Raw genomic sequence first — 13,916 nt, forward strand, 5'->3', positions numbered from 1 at the left:
CTCAAATGGTGAGCGACGATTCCTGGTTCAGATCGCGTCCGATCTCCAGCGTCCATAGCAGCACGTACATCACGCCGAAAAACAGCATGCCGCTAATGAGTTCGTCGAACGGGAAACTGAGCGAATAAGACCCTCCACTTGTCATGACGTAAAGCGTCACACCGGCGCGCATTGCAATCTCGACTACGAACAAAGCGATGCCGTATCGCAGCGCCTTGCCTGCCGCGTCAAGCGCGCCCTGGTTGAAGACGTCGCCTGCGCTGAAATGGGCCATAAGCTTTCGGATATGAAACACCAGTAGTTGGGACAGCGCCAGGGCACACCAAAAAAACAAAACCAAGGCACATTGCGATGGGAGGGACAATTGAGTGCGCTCTAGTTTGGTGCCAAACAGGATAAACGTGCCGCTCCCGTAAAAAAATAGCAAAGATGCTGGCCAGCCCAGCCAAAGCAGATACCCAATCAGGGTGAGCAAGCGGCCCAGGTTGCGGCTCCATTGTTTGATCTTGCCGATTCGGTCATGCCGCTGCAGGTCCATCGTCGCCTCCTGTATGTTGAATAGGACACAATGCTGCCATGCGAAGCAGCGAAATGCAATCAATAATTATCGTTTAACGATAAATTTTAGTCGCAAATCAATTTTTTAGAAGAATTACGGCCCAGGCGGGCGATGACGATATGTTCCGAGCCGCAGTCGGCGACACAGGCGTTCGGATGGCGCACCGCCCGCAGGTAAGACGCCCTGATGGGCGCCGACGCCGCATGTCTGTTTTGGTGCTCAGTCCGGCGTTGGGCTGGGTCGATTCAGAATAAGGATGGCGGAAGCCGTCGGCCTCGCAGAGCAGTATCCGTTGATCCTGGCCAGCCTGGTGAAACACTATAGCGAGCAGATCGCAAACTTCGTCCAATTCCAATTTTTCGCTGGTCTACGGACGTCCGAGGCCATCGCACTGGAGTGGCCCAACGTAGATTTCAATTCCGGCGAGGTACTGGTGCACGAAGTGATCGTCTACGAGCAAGCGCAGGATTCAACCAAGACATCAACGTCGCGCAAGGTGCGGCTCAACAGCGAAGCCATGGCGGCGCTGGAGCGACAGAAGAAGTTCACCTTCCTGGCCAGCGGCAAGGTCTTCCACGACCCGCTGTATAACGAGCCCTAGCTGCATGCGCGCATCACGAACTCGACGTTCTGGAAGACCACACTACGGTGCCTCGGCATTCACCTTCGCCGCGCGTACAACACGCGCCACACCTACGCGACGCTGGGCCTGATGGCCGGTGCAAACCAGGCGTTCATGGCCAATTGGGAACGAGAACTTACCCAACTCGGCCACGAGATCTGGCTCACCTATCCTAACGGCGATATTTTTGCGCGACAAGTAAAGCAGCAGTTCGATCTCCCAAAGTGCATCCTTCCCTTGCGAAACTTTGCGACCAGCCAAGTCAACATCGTAGCGTGCGATGCGCCTCAGAATTTCCAGCGCAGCCGGCTGGGCTCCAGCCTCAAGTATTGCCCCGATGACGCGCATGGCGTTGGCCGCGGCCACCATCGAACGCGTATCTTGCCCCTGTCCCGCCTCCCATTCCTTGGCGACAAAATGCGCGTGCTTCAGTATCCTCGCAAGTTCACTGGCCGAATTGATAGCGATACCCAATGAGCTGTAAAGGGCAGATACCTCGAAAGCAGACTTCGACAATGATGCGAACGTCGTAATCTGCGCGGCTGGCAGGCGCGTCCTGAAAGAACTAGGACGCAAATTGCCAGGTACCGGGTACCGCACCGAGTAAGTCAAACTCATCAACTTCTCCACTTAAATTGGCAGTAAGGAGGGAAATCAAGGTTCTCGGCGCGCTCAGCAAAAAGCTGTGGGCGTCTAGGGGCGCGCAGGGGAAAATCAATTTTAGCCCTGAACTAGCCTCAGACCGAGCCAAATGCTGTGGAAATAAAAAAAGCCGACTTCTAAAAGTCGGCTTTTTCCTTTGCAAATCAATGACTTGCCATATTCTGGCGGAGAGAGGGGGATTCGAACCCCCGATAGGCTATGAACCTATACACGCTTTCCAGGCGTGCGACTTCAACCACTCATCCACCTCTCCAGTTCTCTCGCATCGCTGCAAGAGGCGCACATTGTAGCAAAGATTCTTGAAAGTACCAATGTTTTTTGCGCGCCCCCTCCAGCCCGCTTAGGAGGCCTCTTTGAGCTGCTCCAGTATCGCCGGATTTTCCAGCGTGGAGACGTCCTGCGTTATCGTCTCACCTTTGGCCAGCACGCGCAGCAGGCGGCGCATGATCTTGCCACTGCGCGTCTTGGGCAGGTTGTCGCCGAAGCGGATTTCTTTCGGCTTGGCGATCGGGCCAATCTCTTTCGCTACCCAGTTGCGCAGCTCGAGCGCAAGACGCTTGGCTTCTTCGCCGGTCGGACGCGCTTGCTTGAGCACCACGAAGGCGCAGATCGATTCGCCCGTGGTCTCGTCCGGCTTGCCGACCACCGCCGCTTCGGCCACCAGCGGGTTGGCGACCAGCGCCGATTCGATTTCCATCGTGCCCATGCGGTGGCCCGATACGTTGAGCACGTCGTCTATGCGACCGGTGATGGTGAAGTAGCCGGTGTCCTTGTTGCGGATGGCGCCGTCGCCTGCCAGGTAGTACTTGCCGCCCAGCTCTTCGGGGAAGTAGCTGCTCTTGAAGCGCTCTGGGTTGTTCCAGATGGTGCGTATCATCGACGGCCACGGACGCTTGACCACCAGGATGCCGCCCTGCCCGTTCGGCACGTCGTGGCCGGCTTCGTCAACGATGGCGGTCATGATGCCCGGCAGCGGCAGGGTGCAGGAGCCCGGCACCATGGGCGTGGCGCCCGGCAGCGGCGTGATCATGTGGCCGCCGGTCTCGGTTTGCCAGAAGGTGTCCACGATGGGGCACTTCTCGCCGCCCACGTTTTTGTAGTACCACATCCATGCTTCCGGATTGATCGGCTCGCCCACCGTGCCGAGCAGGCGCAGCGAGCTCAGGTCGTAGTTCTTCGGATGCACTTTCGGGTCCACGTCGGCGGCCTTGATCAGCGAGCGGATCGCGGTCGGCGCGGTGTAGAAGATGCTGACCTTGTGCTTGGCCACGGTCTCCCAGAAACGGCCGGCGTTCGGGAAGGTCGGGATGCCTTCGAAGATGATCTGCGTGGCGCCCACCGCCGTCGGGCCGTAGGCGATGTAGCTGTGGCCCGTTACCCAGCCGATGTCGGCGGTGCACCAGTACACGTCGGACGGCTTGATGTCGAAGGTCCATTTCATCGTCAGCGCGGCCCACAGCAAATAGCCGCCGGACGAGTGCTGCACGCCTTTCGGGGTGCCGGTGGAGCCGGACGTGTACAGGATGAACAGCGGGTGCTCCGCTTCCACCCATTCCGGCTCGCATTCCGCCGACTGGCCTTCCACCAGCTCGTGCAGCCAGATGTCGCGGCCGGCCACGTGGGCCACGTCGCCGCCGGTGCGCTTGTAGACGATGACGTCCTTGATGGTGTCGCAGCCGCCCATGGCCAGCGCTTCGTCGACGATGGATTTCAGCGGCAGGCGCTTGCCGCCGCGCTGCTGTTCGTCGGCGGTGATGACGGCCACTGCGCCGGCGTCGATAATGCGCTCCTGCAGCGACTTGGCCGAGAAGCCGCCGAACACCACCGAGTGCGTGGCGCCGATGCGCGCGCAGGCCTGCATGGCGGCCACGCCTTCGACGGACATGCTCATGTAGATGATGACGCGGTCGCCCTTCTTGATGCCGCGCGACTTTAGGCCGTTGGCGAACTTGCACACTTTTTCGTGCAGCTCTTTGTAGGTGACGTTGGTGACGGCGCCGTCGTCCGCTTCGAAGATGATGGCGGTCTTGCCGCCGTTGCCGTTTTCAAGGTTGCGGTCCAGGCAGTTGTAGGACACGTTCAGCTTGCCGTCTTCGAACCATTTGTAGAACGGGGCGTCGTCTTCGTTCAGGGTGCGCGTGAACGGCACTTTCCAGTCCAGGTTCTCGCGCGCCAGGCGCGCCCAGAAACCTTCGTAGTCTTGCGATGCTTCGGTCCACAGGGCCTTGTAGGCGTCCATGCCGGACACGGTGGCTTGGGCTGCGAACTCCGCCGACGGCGCGAATACGCGCGATTCCTGCGGGCCTTGATGTTCTGTGGTCTGGGTGGTCATGCTAGGTCTCCATTGTGGTCATTGTTTGCAAACACCATAAGCGCTGCCGCTTACGGATGCCTTACATTGCCTGTGCATAGCCAAACTGGGCGGACTGACAACTTGGCTTTTTCACCAATTCTACGGCAGATCTGCCTGCGCCGGTGCCGTCGGCGTTGAGCGAGTGTAAAATGTCGGCAATTCAAACGCAGCCTACCGGAGCAAGCATTAATGTTGAAAGACCCGATGGAACAACCGCGCAATACGCAGTCGAGCAAACTGTCGCCGCTGCCCGCGTTTATTTTCATGTCGCGCTGGCTGCAGCTGCCGCTGTACCTGGGCCTGATCCTGGCGCAGTGCGTCTATGTGTTCCACTTCTGGGTGGAGCTCAAGGACCTGATCGGCGCCGCGCTGGGCAACGAGGCCGCGCTGGAGCACATCTTCCACGCTGTCGCCGTGGGCAACACGGTGCCGACCAAGCTCAATGAAACCACCATCATGCTGGTGGTGCTGGGCCTGATCGACGTGGTGATGATTTCCAACCTGCTGATCATGGTGATCGTGGGCGGCTACGAGACCTTCGTCTCGCGCATGCACCTGGAAGGCCATCCGGACCAGCCGGAGTGGCTGTCGCACGTGAACGCGTCGGTGCTGAAGACCAAGCTGGCCATGGCCATCGTCGGCATCTCGTCCATACACCTGCTGAAGACTTTTATCAACGCCAAGGAGTACGACGAGAAGGTGCTGGTCGCGCAGACCGCCATCCATATCGTATTCCTGCTGTCCACCATGGCTATCGCCTACACCGATAACCTGATGACGCGTACCCAGCACCTGACCAAGCCTCACTAAGCATTCCTTCCTCCAGCGAGAACACCATGACCATCATAAAGCAAGACGATCTGATTGAATCCATCGCAGCGGCGCTGCAGTACATCAGCTACTACCATCCGGCTGACTACATCCAGCACCTGGCGCGCGCTTATGAAGCCGAGCAAAGCCCGGCCGCGAAAGATGCGATCGCGCAGATCCTGACCAACTCGCGCATGTGCGCCGAAGGCAAGCGCCCTATCTGCCAGGACACCGGCATCGTCAACGTGTTCCTGAAGATCGGCATGGGCGTGCGCTTCGAAGGCTTCTCCGGCACCGTCACCGACGCCGTCAACGAAGGCGTGCGCCGCGCCTACAACTTCGCCGACAACAAGCTGCGCGCCTCCATCGTGGCCGACCCGCACTTCGAGCGCAAGAACACCAAGGACAACACGCCGGCCGTGGTGCACATGGAACTGGTCGAGGGCAATACCGTCGACGTAAGCGTGGCTGCCAAAGGCGGCGGCTCCGAGAACAAGACCAAGTTCGTGATGCTGAATCCTTCCGATTCGCTGATCGACTGGGTGCTGAAAACCGTGCCGCTGATGGGCGCGGGCTGGTGCCCTCCGGGCATGCTGGGCATCGGCATCGGCGGCTCCGCCGAGAAGGCGATGCTGATGGCCAAAGAGTCGCTGATGGAAGACATCGACATGTATGAGCTGAAGCAGCGCGGCCCACGCAACAAGACCGAAGAACTGCGCATCGAACTGTGCGACAAGATCAACGCGCTGGGCATCGGCGCGCAAGGCCTGGGCGGCCTGACGACGGTGCTGGACGTGAAGATCAATATGTACCCGACCCACGCCGCATCCAAGCCGGTCGCCATGATCCCGAACTGCGCCGCCACCCGCCACGCGCACTTCGTGCTGGACGGCTCCGGTCCTTCCTACATCGAACCGCCCAAGCTGTCGGACTGGCCGGACGTGAGCTGGAAGCCGGACACCGAGAAGTCCAAGCGCGTGAACCTGAACACGCTGACCAAGGAAGAAGTGGCATCGTGGACGCCGGGCCAGACCCTGCTGCTGAACGGCAAAATGCTGACCGGCCGCGACGCCGCGCACAAGCGCATCCAGGACATGCTGGCCAAGGGCGAACAGCTGCCGGTGGACTTCAAGAACCGCGTCATCTACTACGTCGGCCCGGTCGATCCGGTGCGCGACGAAGTGGTGGGCCCGGCCGGCCCAACCACCGCCACCCGCATGGACAAGTTCACCGACATGATGCTGGAGCAGACCGGCCTGATCGCCATGATCGGCAAGGCCGAACGCGGCCCCGCAGCCATCGAGTCCATCAAGAAGCACAAGTCGGCTTACCTGATGGCCGTGGGCGGCTCGGCTTACCTGGTGTCGAAAGCCATCAAGTCGGCCAAGGTGCTGGGCTTTGAAGACATGGGCATGGAAGCCATCTACGAGTTCGAAGTGGAAGACATGCCGGTCACCGTGGCCGTGGACGCGGGCGGCACCTCGGTGCACACCACCGGTCCGAAGGAATGGGCAGCCAAGATCGAGGCGCTGAACGTGCCTGTCGTGGTCAAGTAAGCCGCCACGTGATTCCTGTCCAGCCCTTCCCCACGCCGGCCGACGCGCCCATCGGCATCTTCGATTCCGGCGTGGGCGGACTATCGGTGCTGCGCCACGTGCGGGCGCAGCTGCCGCAGGAACACCTGGTCTACATCGCCGACTCCGGCTTTGCGCCGTATGGCGACAAGACGGAGGCGGTGGTGGTGGAGCGTTCGCTCGCCGTGGCAGCCTTCCTGGTGGCGCGCGGCGTGAAGGCGCTGGTAGTGGCCTGCAACACGGCCACCGTGGCCGCCATCAAGGCCATACGCGCGCACCATCCGGCCTTGCCAGTGGTGGGCGTGGAGCCGGGCCTGAAGCCGGGCGCCGCCGCCACCCGCAACGGCAAGGTTGGCGTACTGGCCACACAGCGCACGCTGTCGGGCGAAAAATTCCTGCTGCTGCGCGACCAGATCGCCGCCGCCACGCAAGCGCAGTTCCTGCTGCAGCCCTGCGTGGGCCTGGTGGACCTGATCGAACAGGGGCAGCTGGACACGGACGCCACGCGCGCCATGCTGGAGCGCTACGTCGCGCCGCTGGTGGCGCAAGGCGCGGACACGCTGGTGCTGGGCTGCACCCACTACCCCTTTGTGCAGGAAGCCATCGCGCGCGCCGTGGCGCAAGCCGGCGGCGCGGATGTGAAGCTGATCGACACCGGCGACGCCGTGGCGCGCCAGCTGGCGCGGCTGCTCGAAAGCGGCGGCCTGCAGCGTCCGGGCAGCGCCGGCCATCCGCCGCTGCTGCATGGCTACACCACCGGCGCGCAGGAAGCGCTGTCGTCGGCCTTCGTCCGCCTGCTGGCGATGACGGCGGACGTGGAATCGCTTAAAATCTAGGCAGTTTGGCGTTTTTCGAAAAAAATGCGCGACTAGCCTTTGCAAGATGCCGAATGGCCTAGTATAATTCGGCACCTGACGCGCAAACAGTGCTTCAGGCGAAGTAAATCAGTGGTGGCTGTAGCTCAGTTGGTAGAGTCCAGGATTGTGATTCCTGTTGTCGTGGGTTCGAGCCCCATCAGTCACCCCACAGAATTACGGCAAAAGCCCAGTCGATGACTGGGCTTTTTGCTTTTCCGCGACCAGTTCAGCGCCTCGTAGCCGCTCCTGCTACCCGATGCTCTCAGGTGAGAGCGTCTGTCTCCAATTCCGGCGCAGGCTGAACTTTCATCGGCGCGTCCTTGAATCGCTGCTCCGCCTGCCACATGTCATACGCGCTTTGCTCCGCCAGCCACAGGCGAGCCTCTCCACCGCGCGCCACCCCCAACCACGCCTCGATGCGCAAAGCCATTTCCGGCGAAATGGCCGCGCGGCCATTGAGCACGCGAGACAGCGTGACGCGATTAACATCCAGTTGCTGTGCCGCCTCAGTCACGGTCAACCTTAACGCCGGCAATACATCGTCGCGCAAGGTCAAGCCAGGATGCGGCGGGTTAAACATACGTGCCATTGGCAACTCCTCTCAATGGTAGTCCAGATAATTGACCAGAACGGCATCAACGCCGTCAAACATAAAAGTCATACGCCAGTTGCCACTGACCTTCACTGAAAAATGCCCTTTGAATTCTCGCCCCTGCAACGGATGCAATGCCCATCCTGGCACATTCATACCAGCAGGTTCCGACGCCTCATTCAGGCGGCGCAGCATGGCTGCCAGACGCGGGGCATGAGCGGCTTGAATCCCGGCCATGCTGCCGGTCTCGAAAAGTTTTTCAATCCTTTATGCTGAAAGGTTTTGATCATGCCCGATTGTAGCGCGTAACGCCACACCTCTCAATTGCAAACCAAAGCTCACGGCGCCCCTACTTGCCAGGCTTGAGGCGGATCAAGGGTGGGTTTGCTGGTACTGGCGGTAACCGACGCTGGCGCGGTGGTCTTGCAGGGTTTGCCACAGGCGCGCCGCGTAGGCGGGGTGGCGGGCGTGGAAGGGGCGCGACAGCATCAGGTAGAGCGGGGTTTCGTCGAATGGACGGCCGGCGCGCTCCAGCAGGCCGGCGTAGCTGCGCGCGATCAGCTGCTCGGCTTCCGCTTCCATGGCGATCACGCCTTCCAGCCGCCCCGCCGCCAGCTTGCCGAAATTCGGCCCCAGCGACTTGGCGTTGTCGTCGTAGCGCACTTGCAGGCGCTGCAATTGCTCGATGATGACGGTGAAGCCCGACTCCACGCCGATGCGCCCTTCGCCCAGCCCGCTGAAACGCACACCGTCCCATTGCAGCGGCGCCCCTTTTTTGCGGTAGGTGTAGTAGCGCGGCGTGGCCACGGCCTTGTCGGCGTCCGGCAGCATGCCCGCCATGGGGAACACGGCGATTCCGGCGCGCTCGGGGGTATAGCCGCCTATCATGCCGTCCACCAGGCCGGTCCTCAATTCTTCGATGCAGCGGCGGCGCGGCGCTACCCGCAAGTCGAATTCCACGCCGGTGCTGCGCACGGCCAGCGCCATCAGGTATTGCAAATGTCCGCTGCCGTCGAGCCTGGAATATGGCGGATAGTCGATGTCGAGCGAGCAATAGCGGAAGCGCGCAGGCGTTCCCTCCGCCTGCGCCGGCAAGGCGAACAGCACCGCCAATAGCACGCACATCCTTCGCACCATGCATCGCTCCGAAATCAGGTCTTGCGCTAGCGTACCACGCCAATCGCACTCGCGGACAAGCACATCGGGCACTCTTTGCCTAGGGTGCGCACAGGCTAAATCGCCATAGTTTGACGGATTCGACATCGGCGTCGAATTCAGCCGCGTTAGCTCTGCAATACGGTACATTGGAAGCGCTAGGCACGCAGTATCGCCGGCAAAGTTGAGGGGACTGTTCGCTGCACCGGCCATGCCAGTGCAGCTTTTTTTATGCCGCAATGCGCGCCAACAGCGCGTTCAGGCGGGCCATGTCCACCGGCTTGACGAAGTGGTAGTCAAAGCCGGCCGCGTAGGCTTCGTTGCGGTCGCGCTCCTGGCCGTAGCCGGTGACGGCGATCAGCACCGCGCCGGCCGTTTCAGGCTGCTGCCGCAGCCGCCGCGCCAGCTCGTTGCCGTCGATGTCGGGCAGGCCGATGTCGAGCAGACAGATGTCCGGCCGCAGTTCGCGCGCCCGGTCCAGCGCCACCCGCGAGCTGTGCTCCACCGTGACGGCGTGGCCGGCGTCGGCCATCAGCATGCCCAGGGTTTCGGCCGCATCCACATTGTCGTCCACCACCAGCAGGCGCAGGCTGCGCGCCGCGGGCACCGCGGCGGCGCCCGCCGCGCTCTCGCCTGCGGCCGGCTGCGGCTCGGCCACCGGCAGGCGCAGGATGAAGGTGCTGCCCTTGCCGATGCCGTCGCTGTGCGCGGCCACGCTGCCCTGGTGCGCTTCGGCCAGGCGCTGCACCAGCGCCAGCCCCAGTCCCATGCCGCCCTGCGAACGGTCCAGGGTGCGCTGGTCCTGCGCAAACAGCTCGAAGGCGCGCGCCAGCAGCTCGGGCAGCATGCCCACGCCGTTGTCGCGCACGGTCACGGTGGCGCTGTCGCCGCGCAGGCTCAGGCGCAGTTCGACGAAGCCGTCTTCCGGGGTGTATTTGGCCGCGTTGTTGAGCAGGTTGGCGATCACCTGCACCAGGCGCTTCTTGTCGCCCAGCACATGGATGGCTTCGGGCGGCAGCAGCACGGAGAAGCGGTGGCGGCGCGCCTCCATCAGCGGGCGCGCCTGCTCGGCGGCGTAGCCCAGCACGTCGCGCAGGTCCAGCGTTTCCTTCTGCAGCGTCACCATGCCGCGCGTGACGCGCGACACATCCAGCAAATCATCGATCAACCCCGTCATATGCTTCACCTGGCGCGAAATCACTTCGCTGGTGCGCTTGACCGTGGCTTCGTCGAACTGGAAGTGGCGCAGCAGCTCGGCCGCCGTGCCGATGGGCGCTAGCGGGTTGCGCAGCTCGTGCGCCAGCATGGCCAGGAACTCGTCCTTGCGGCTGTCCGCGTCGCGCAGCGCGGCCTGGGCGCGCTTGCTGTGCTCGTGCTCGGAACGCAGCGCAGCCACGGCGCGGGCGCGCTCGGCGGCCTCCCAGGTGCGCTGCACCACGTCCTGGGTGATGGCGATGTCTTCGCGCGACCAGGCGCGCGGCGCGCCGTGCGCCAGGTTCAGCGCGCACATCACGCGCCCGGCCTGCAGCAGCGGCACCACCACGATGGCGGCCATGCCCAGCGCCAGATAGGCGTCCGCATAGGCTGCGGTGCGGGGATCGGCGCGCACGTCGTCCACCACGAAGGGCTTGCCTTCGTTCAGGATGCCGATAATCTCGGGGCTGTAGTCGTCCAGGCGGGCGCTGCCGGGCAGCGGCGGCAAAGGCGGCAAGGCGGCGCCGTTCCAGGCGCCCTGCACGTAGGCGGTGCGGCTGGCCTCGTTAATCTCGGTGTAGAACACGCGCGCCACATGCAGGTAGTTGCCCAGCAGCTCGGTGGCGGCCGCCGTGATCTCGCCCGCGCCGCCCATGCCGCGCAGGCGGTCGGCGACGTCCAGCTGGAAGGCCTGGCGCCGGTTCAGCGCCACAAAGGCGCGCTCGGCCAGCACTTCGCGGGTGGACTCGGTGAGCACCAGCAGCACGCCTTCGACTTCGTTGCCGTCGTTCCAGATCGGGCTGTGGCAATGGGTGAAATAGGTTTCGCGCTGGCTGTGGCCGCGCTCGGGCGCGTAGCTGGCGTTTTCCACGTAATAGGTTTCGCCGGTCAGCACGTGCTCGACGATGGGCGCCATCTGCTCCCACATCTCGCGCCACCACTCCTTGGCGGAACGGCCCAGGTGGCCCGCATGCTTGCTGCCGAGTACTTGCGCAAAAGCATCATTGTGAAACGTGAGCAGCTCCGCGCCCCAGTGGATGGCCATGGGGAAGCGCGAGCCGAGTACCGTGCGCAGCACGGTCTGCAGGCTCAACGGCCATTGTTCAGGCGGCCCCAGCGGCGAGCCGGTCCAGTCCAGGTTGCGCAGGCGCGCGCCGCATTCGCCGCCGCCTTCCAGGAAGGCGGGGCTGGGCGCAGCGGACGAGTAGGATACGTTGTTCATCATGGTGTTGGGAATTGCAAAAAAAGCATGCACCCCGCATCATACACTTAGTTGACAATTAGCATACCGGTCCCCCCCGGCCCGGCCAGCGGCCTGCCGGCAGGCTCCTGCGGTATAAAAACAACGATGCGCTCAAATAAACAGCACCGCACGCAGATATTATTGCCGCCACGGAACCGGCGGTGCTATGCTGGCGTCATAGCAAAAAGAAACTTAGCTTTCGTTTCACACAACATCATACCGTCACGCGCTGGCGGTATTTTTTTTGCTTGTTCTTGTCCGATGTCTTTCCCTAAGGCATTGATTTGACGCTACAATGTCAGCCTTCCCTGTAACACTTCCAAGCCCACCATGTCCGAAGAAAAAACCCTGTCCGCTGTCTCGACCTACAGCAAGGACACCCCGGTCGGCCATCCCGACGTCGACGGCCGCGCCGGTGTATTCGTGCCTACCGAAGAGTTCGACCTGGCCAACACCACCACCATCCGCAAAGGCGCCGGCATTGTTGGCTTCGGCAATCCGGACGGTTCGCTGACGGTGTATTTCGAAGCCAACCGCTTCGACGAGACCAGCTTGCACAAGTGGGAAAACAAGGCGCGCAAGGCCTACGACCGCATGGTGATGCGGGCGCCCACCGTGTCCAAGACCAAGATCGACGCGCGCATGCTGGAGCAGGTGGGCATTATTGACGGCCTGGGCATCAGCATCAAGCAGCCCGAGCGCCTGCAGCAGTGGCTGGCGCTGTCGAACGCGCTGGACACCGCGCCGGAAGGCCAAATTGTTGAGTGGAAAAAGTAAGACGAGGCATAGTCCTACAAGCGGATGGACGCTCCGCTGATGCCGGAATGCATTACCTATGCATAAGATGGTGACATAGCAAACATCCAACCGGAGCCCGCCATGTCACGCATCTGCCCCCTTACCGTAGGTACCCTGCTGATGGGTTTGGCCAGCGTATCGACCTGGCTCCTGCTTTCCGCCGATGTGCTGCACGAAGCATCCTTCTTCTTCGTGCACTGATCTCCAAGACGCTTAACGCCGGCGGCCGTAGCCATGGCCGCGGTGGCCCCAGTTCCCGAACACAAAATCCAGTCCTATCGTCACCGGCGGGTAGTAATACGCCGGCGCCGGCGCGTACAGCGGCGCCGCCACATACACAGGCGCTTGCGCATAGACCGGCTCGGTGGTGTACACCACGCGCGGCTGCTGCTGGGCCACAGGCTCGGTCGTATATTCCACCCGGGCATCCCCGCTTGCCGCGCCGCGCTGCACCGGCGTGACGGACACGGTATGCCACTCGTAAGGGTTGGCGGGCTTGGGATAATAAGCGGTGCTAGGCTGCGTGGCGCAGCCGGTCAGGGCCGCGAGGGCGGCCAGGGCAATAACGATTTTCATGGGAGGCTCCTGTTCCAGGCTTCTACTATATGAAAATTCGGCCCGTCTTGCCGCACTTTTACAGGCTGTTACAAGCATCAACGTTGCCGAAAAGCGTGGGCGAAAAAAAACCGGCGCAAGCGCCGGTCCAAATACGCGCCGGCTCAGGCAAGCCGGCGCAGCAAACAATACAGCCTTAATCCAGCTTCCAGGCGTAGTCAACCTTGGTCCAGGTGGTGTCGGGCTTGCCGTCCTTGGTGCCCGGCTTGAACTTGCAGGCGCTCAGCGCCTTGATGGCCGCCTTGTCCAGGTTCTTGAAGCCGCTCGACTTCTCGACCTTGGAATCGAGCACGTCGCCGCCGGCCGACACCTGGAAGGACATCGACACGGTGCCCTGCTCTTCGTTCATCAGGGATGCCTTAGGATATTCGGCTTTGCAATTCTTGGCGTCGAAACTCGCCGGAACTTCTGCTGCAAACGCACCGCCCGATACGAGCACTGCCGCGATAACACTTAACCAACGCTGTTTAGTAGACATCTGATTTCCCCGAGTGCTTTTTTAAATTTGACTGGATAAAGCCGGCTGGAATTACAGCTTCCAGACGTAGTCGACTTTGGTCCAGGTTTGCGCCACGGCGCCATCCTTGGTGCCCGGCTTGAATTTGCAAGCGCTGATCGCTTTCAGGGCCGCCTTGTCCAGGTTCTTGAAGCCGCTCGATTTTTCAACTTTCGAGTCCAGCACATCACCGCCTGGCGAAACCAGGAAGGCCATCGAGACGGCGCCCTGTTCTTCGTTCAGCAGCGAGGCTTTTGGATATTCGGCTTTGCAGTTCTTGGCGTCGAACACGGCGGCAACTTCAGCGGAAAAAGCGGAGGTGCTCAGCAGAGCGGCGGCGATGAAACTGATCGAATGCTTGGTCATGATTTTGTAATTCCAAAAA

Annotated in this window: 15 protein-coding genes and 2 tRNA genes; 6 read left to right on the plus strand and 11 right to left on the minus strand. The window is 61.8% G+C overall.

The window, feature by feature from the left end; all coding sequences use genetic code 11:
- Position 1: 1 nt before the first annotated feature.
- The gene (locus GTP77_RS16605) at positions 2-538 is read right to left on the minus strand and encodes a hypothetical protein (protein ID WP_161073265.1); all 537 of its coding nucleotides are present in this window, start codon (positions 536-538) and stop codon (positions 2-4) included.
- A gap of 277 nt (positions 539-815) precedes the next feature.
- Between GTP77_RS16605 and GTP77_RS16610 the strand changes: the two genes are divergently transcribed.
- Complete coding sequence (locus GTP77_RS16610) at positions 816-1,160, plus strand: tyrosine-type recombinase/integrase (protein WP_161073266.1); 345 nt, start codon at positions 816-818, stop codon at positions 1,158-1,160.
- 42 nt (positions 1,161-1,202) lie between these two features.
- Here the strand turns inward: GTP77_RS16610 and GTP77_RS16615 are convergent, their stop codons facing one another.
- From GTP77_RS16615 to acs, 3 genes are all read right to left on the minus strand, one after another.
- On the minus strand, positions 1,203-1,799 hold the full coding sequence (locus GTP77_RS16615; protein WP_161073267.1) for a hypothetical protein: 597 nt from the start codon (positions 1,797-1,799) through the stop codon (positions 1,203-1,205).
- 207 nt (positions 1,800-2,006) lie between these two features.
- A tRNA-Ser gene (locus GTP77_RS16620) sits at positions 2,007-2,097 on the minus strand.
- Positions 2,098-2,184: 87 nt separating this feature from the next.
- Positions 2,185-4,176: an acetate--CoA ligase gene (gene acs / locus GTP77_RS16625; protein WP_161073268.1), complete on the minus strand. Its 1,992-nt coding sequence runs from the start codon at positions 4,174-4,176 to the stop codon at positions 2,185-2,187.
- Between the two features lie 225 nt (positions 4,177-4,401).
- On the opposite strand from acs, the gene GTP77_RS16630 reads away from it, so the two are divergent.
- From GTP77_RS16630 to GTP77_RS16645, 4 genes are all read left to right on the plus strand, one after another.
- Positions 4,402-5,007 carry a TIGR00645 family protein gene (locus GTP77_RS16630; RefSeq protein ID WP_161073269.1) on the plus strand — a complete coding sequence of 202 codons (606 nt, stop codon included), beginning with the start codon at positions 4,402-4,404 and terminating at the stop codon, positions 5,005-5,007.
- 26 nt (positions 5,008-5,033) lie between these two features.
- Positions 5,034-6,563: a fumarate hydratase gene (locus tag GTP77_RS16635; protein ID WP_161073270.1), complete on the plus strand. Its 1,530-nt coding sequence runs from the start codon at positions 5,034-5,036 to the stop codon at positions 6,561-6,563.
- Positions 6,564-6,571: 8 nt separating this feature from the next.
- Positions 6,572-7,417: a glutamate racemase gene (gene murI / locus GTP77_RS16640; RefSeq protein WP_371869366.1), complete on the plus strand. Its 846-nt coding sequence runs from the start codon at positions 6,572-6,574 to the stop codon at positions 7,415-7,417.
- A 114-nt stretch (positions 7,418-7,531) separates the two neighbouring features.
- Positions 7,532-7,607: transfer RNA gene (locus GTP77_RS16645), tRNA-His, on the plus strand.
- 93 nt (positions 7,608-7,700) lie between these two features.
- On the opposite strand, the gene GTP77_RS16650 is transcribed toward GTP77_RS16645, so the two are convergent.
- The 4 genes from GTP77_RS16650 to GTP77_RS16665 form a co-directional block, all read right to left on the minus strand.
- Positions 7,701-8,027: a HigA family addiction module antitoxin gene (locus GTP77_RS16650; protein ID WP_161073272.1), complete on the minus strand. Its 327-nt coding sequence runs from the start codon at positions 8,025-8,027 to the stop codon at positions 7,701-7,703.
- A gap of 12 nt (positions 8,028-8,039) precedes the next feature.
- Positions 8,040-8,267: a type II toxin-antitoxin system RelE/ParE family toxin gene (locus tag GTP77_RS16655; RefSeq protein ID WP_308807747.1), complete on the minus strand. Its 228-nt coding sequence runs from the start codon at positions 8,265-8,267 to the stop codon at positions 8,040-8,042.
- A gap of 135 nt (positions 8,268-8,402) precedes the next feature.
- Positions 8,403-9,167: a substrate-binding periplasmic protein gene (locus tag GTP77_RS16660; protein ID WP_161073273.1), complete on the minus strand. Its 765-nt coding sequence runs from the start codon at positions 9,165-9,167 to the stop codon at positions 8,403-8,405.
- A 247-nt stretch (positions 9,168-9,414) separates the two neighbouring features.
- Positions 9,415-11,604 (minus strand): hybrid sensor histidine kinase/response regulator, encoded by a 2,190-nt coding sequence (locus tag GTP77_RS16665; RefSeq protein ID WP_228895264.1) that lies wholly within the window; start codon positions 11,602-11,604, stop codon positions 9,415-9,417.
- Positions 11,605-11,952: 348 nt separating this feature from the next.
- Between GTP77_RS16665 and GTP77_RS16670 the strand changes: the two genes are divergently transcribed.
- On the plus strand, positions 11,953-12,399 hold the full coding sequence (locus GTP77_RS16670) for a hypothetical protein (RefSeq protein WP_161073274.1): 447 nt from the start codon (positions 11,953-11,955) through the stop codon (positions 12,397-12,399).
- A gap of 234 nt (positions 12,400-12,633) precedes the next feature.
- Here the strand turns inward: GTP77_RS16670 and GTP77_RS16675 are convergent, their stop codons facing one another.
- From GTP77_RS16675 to GTP77_RS16685, 3 genes are all read right to left on the minus strand, one after another.
- The gene (locus GTP77_RS16675) at positions 12,634-12,996 is read right to left on the minus strand and encodes a hypothetical protein (RefSeq protein ID WP_161073275.1); all 363 of its coding nucleotides are present in this window, start codon (positions 12,994-12,996) and stop codon (positions 12,634-12,636) included.
- Between the two features lie 175 nt (positions 12,997-13,171).
- Positions 13,172-13,513 carry an energy transducer TonB gene (locus GTP77_RS16680; RefSeq protein WP_161073276.1) on the minus strand — a complete coding sequence of 114 codons (342 nt, stop codon included), beginning with the start codon at positions 13,511-13,513 and terminating at the stop codon, positions 13,172-13,174.
- A 51-nt stretch (positions 13,514-13,564) separates the two neighbouring features.
- The gene (locus tag GTP77_RS16685) at positions 13,565-13,897 is read right to left on the minus strand and encodes an energy transducer TonB (RefSeq protein WP_161073277.1); all 333 of its coding nucleotides are present in this window, start codon (positions 13,895-13,897) and stop codon (positions 13,565-13,567) included.
- Positions 13,898-13,916: the final 19 nt, after the last annotated feature.

The sequence above is a fragment of the Pseudoduganella aquatica genome, from assembly GCF_009857595.1.
GTDB lineage: Bacteria > Pseudomonadota > Gammaproteobacteria > Burkholderiales > Burkholderiaceae_D > Rugamonas > Rugamonas aquatica_A.

What these genes read in the sequence shown, in the direction of transcription:
- GTP77_RS16655 (WP_308807747.1), bottom strand. Translation starts at nt 8,267, where the DNA reads ATGGCCGGGATTCAAGCCGCTCATGCCCCGCGTCTGGCAGCCATGCTG.
- GTP77_RS16615 (WP_161073267.1), bottom strand. Translation starts at nt 1,799, where the DNA reads ATGAGTTTGACTTACTCGGTGCGGTACCCGGTACCTGGCAATTTGCGT.
- acs (WP_161073268.1), bottom strand. Translation starts at nt 4,176, where the DNA reads ATGACCACCCAGACCACAGAACATCAAGGCCCGCAGGAATCGCGCGTA.
- GTP77_RS16660 (WP_161073273.1), bottom strand. Translation starts at nt 9,167, where the DNA reads ATGGTGCGAAGGATGTGCGTGCTATTGGCGGTGCTGTTCGCCTTGCCG.
- GTP77_RS16635 (WP_161073270.1), top strand. Translation starts at nt 5,034, where the DNA reads ATGACCATCATAAAGCAAGACGATCTGATTGAATCCATCGCAGCGGCG.
- GTP77_RS16605 (WP_161073265.1), bottom strand. Translation starts at nt 538, where the DNA reads ATGGACCTGCAGCGGCATGACCGAATCGGCAAGATCAAACAATGGAGC.
- GTP77_RS16665 (WP_228895264.1), bottom strand. Translation starts at nt 11,604, where the DNA reads ATGATGAACAACGTATCCTACTCGTCCGCTGCGCCCAGCCCCGCCTTC.
- GTP77_RS16685 (WP_161073277.1), bottom strand. Translation starts at nt 13,897, where the DNA reads ATGACCAAGCATTCGATCAGTTTCATCGCCGCCGCTCTGCTGAGCACC.
- GTP77_RS16670 (WP_161073274.1), top strand. Translation starts at nt 11,953, where the DNA reads ATGTCCGAAGAAAAAACCCTGTCCGCTGTCTCGACCTACAGCAAGGAC.
- GTP77_RS16610 (WP_161073266.1), top strand. Translation starts at nt 816, where the DNA reads ATGGCGGAAGCCGTCGGCCTCGCAGAGCAGTATCCGTTGATCCTGGCC.
- GTP77_RS16680 (WP_161073276.1), bottom strand. Translation starts at nt 13,513, where the DNA reads ATGTCTACTAAACAGCGTTGGTTAAGTGTTATCGCGGCAGTGCTCGTA.
- GTP77_RS16650 (WP_161073272.1), bottom strand. Translation starts at nt 8,027, where the DNA reads ATGGCACGTATGTTTAACCCGCCGCATCCTGGCTTGACCTTGCGCGAC.
- GTP77_RS16675 (WP_161073275.1), bottom strand. Translation starts at nt 12,996, where the DNA reads ATGAAAATCGTTATTGCCCTGGCCGCCCTCGCGGCCCTGACCGGCTGC.
- GTP77_RS16630 (WP_161073269.1), top strand. Translation starts at nt 4,402, where the DNA reads ATGGAACAACCGCGCAATACGCAGTCGAGCAAACTGTCGCCGCTGCCC.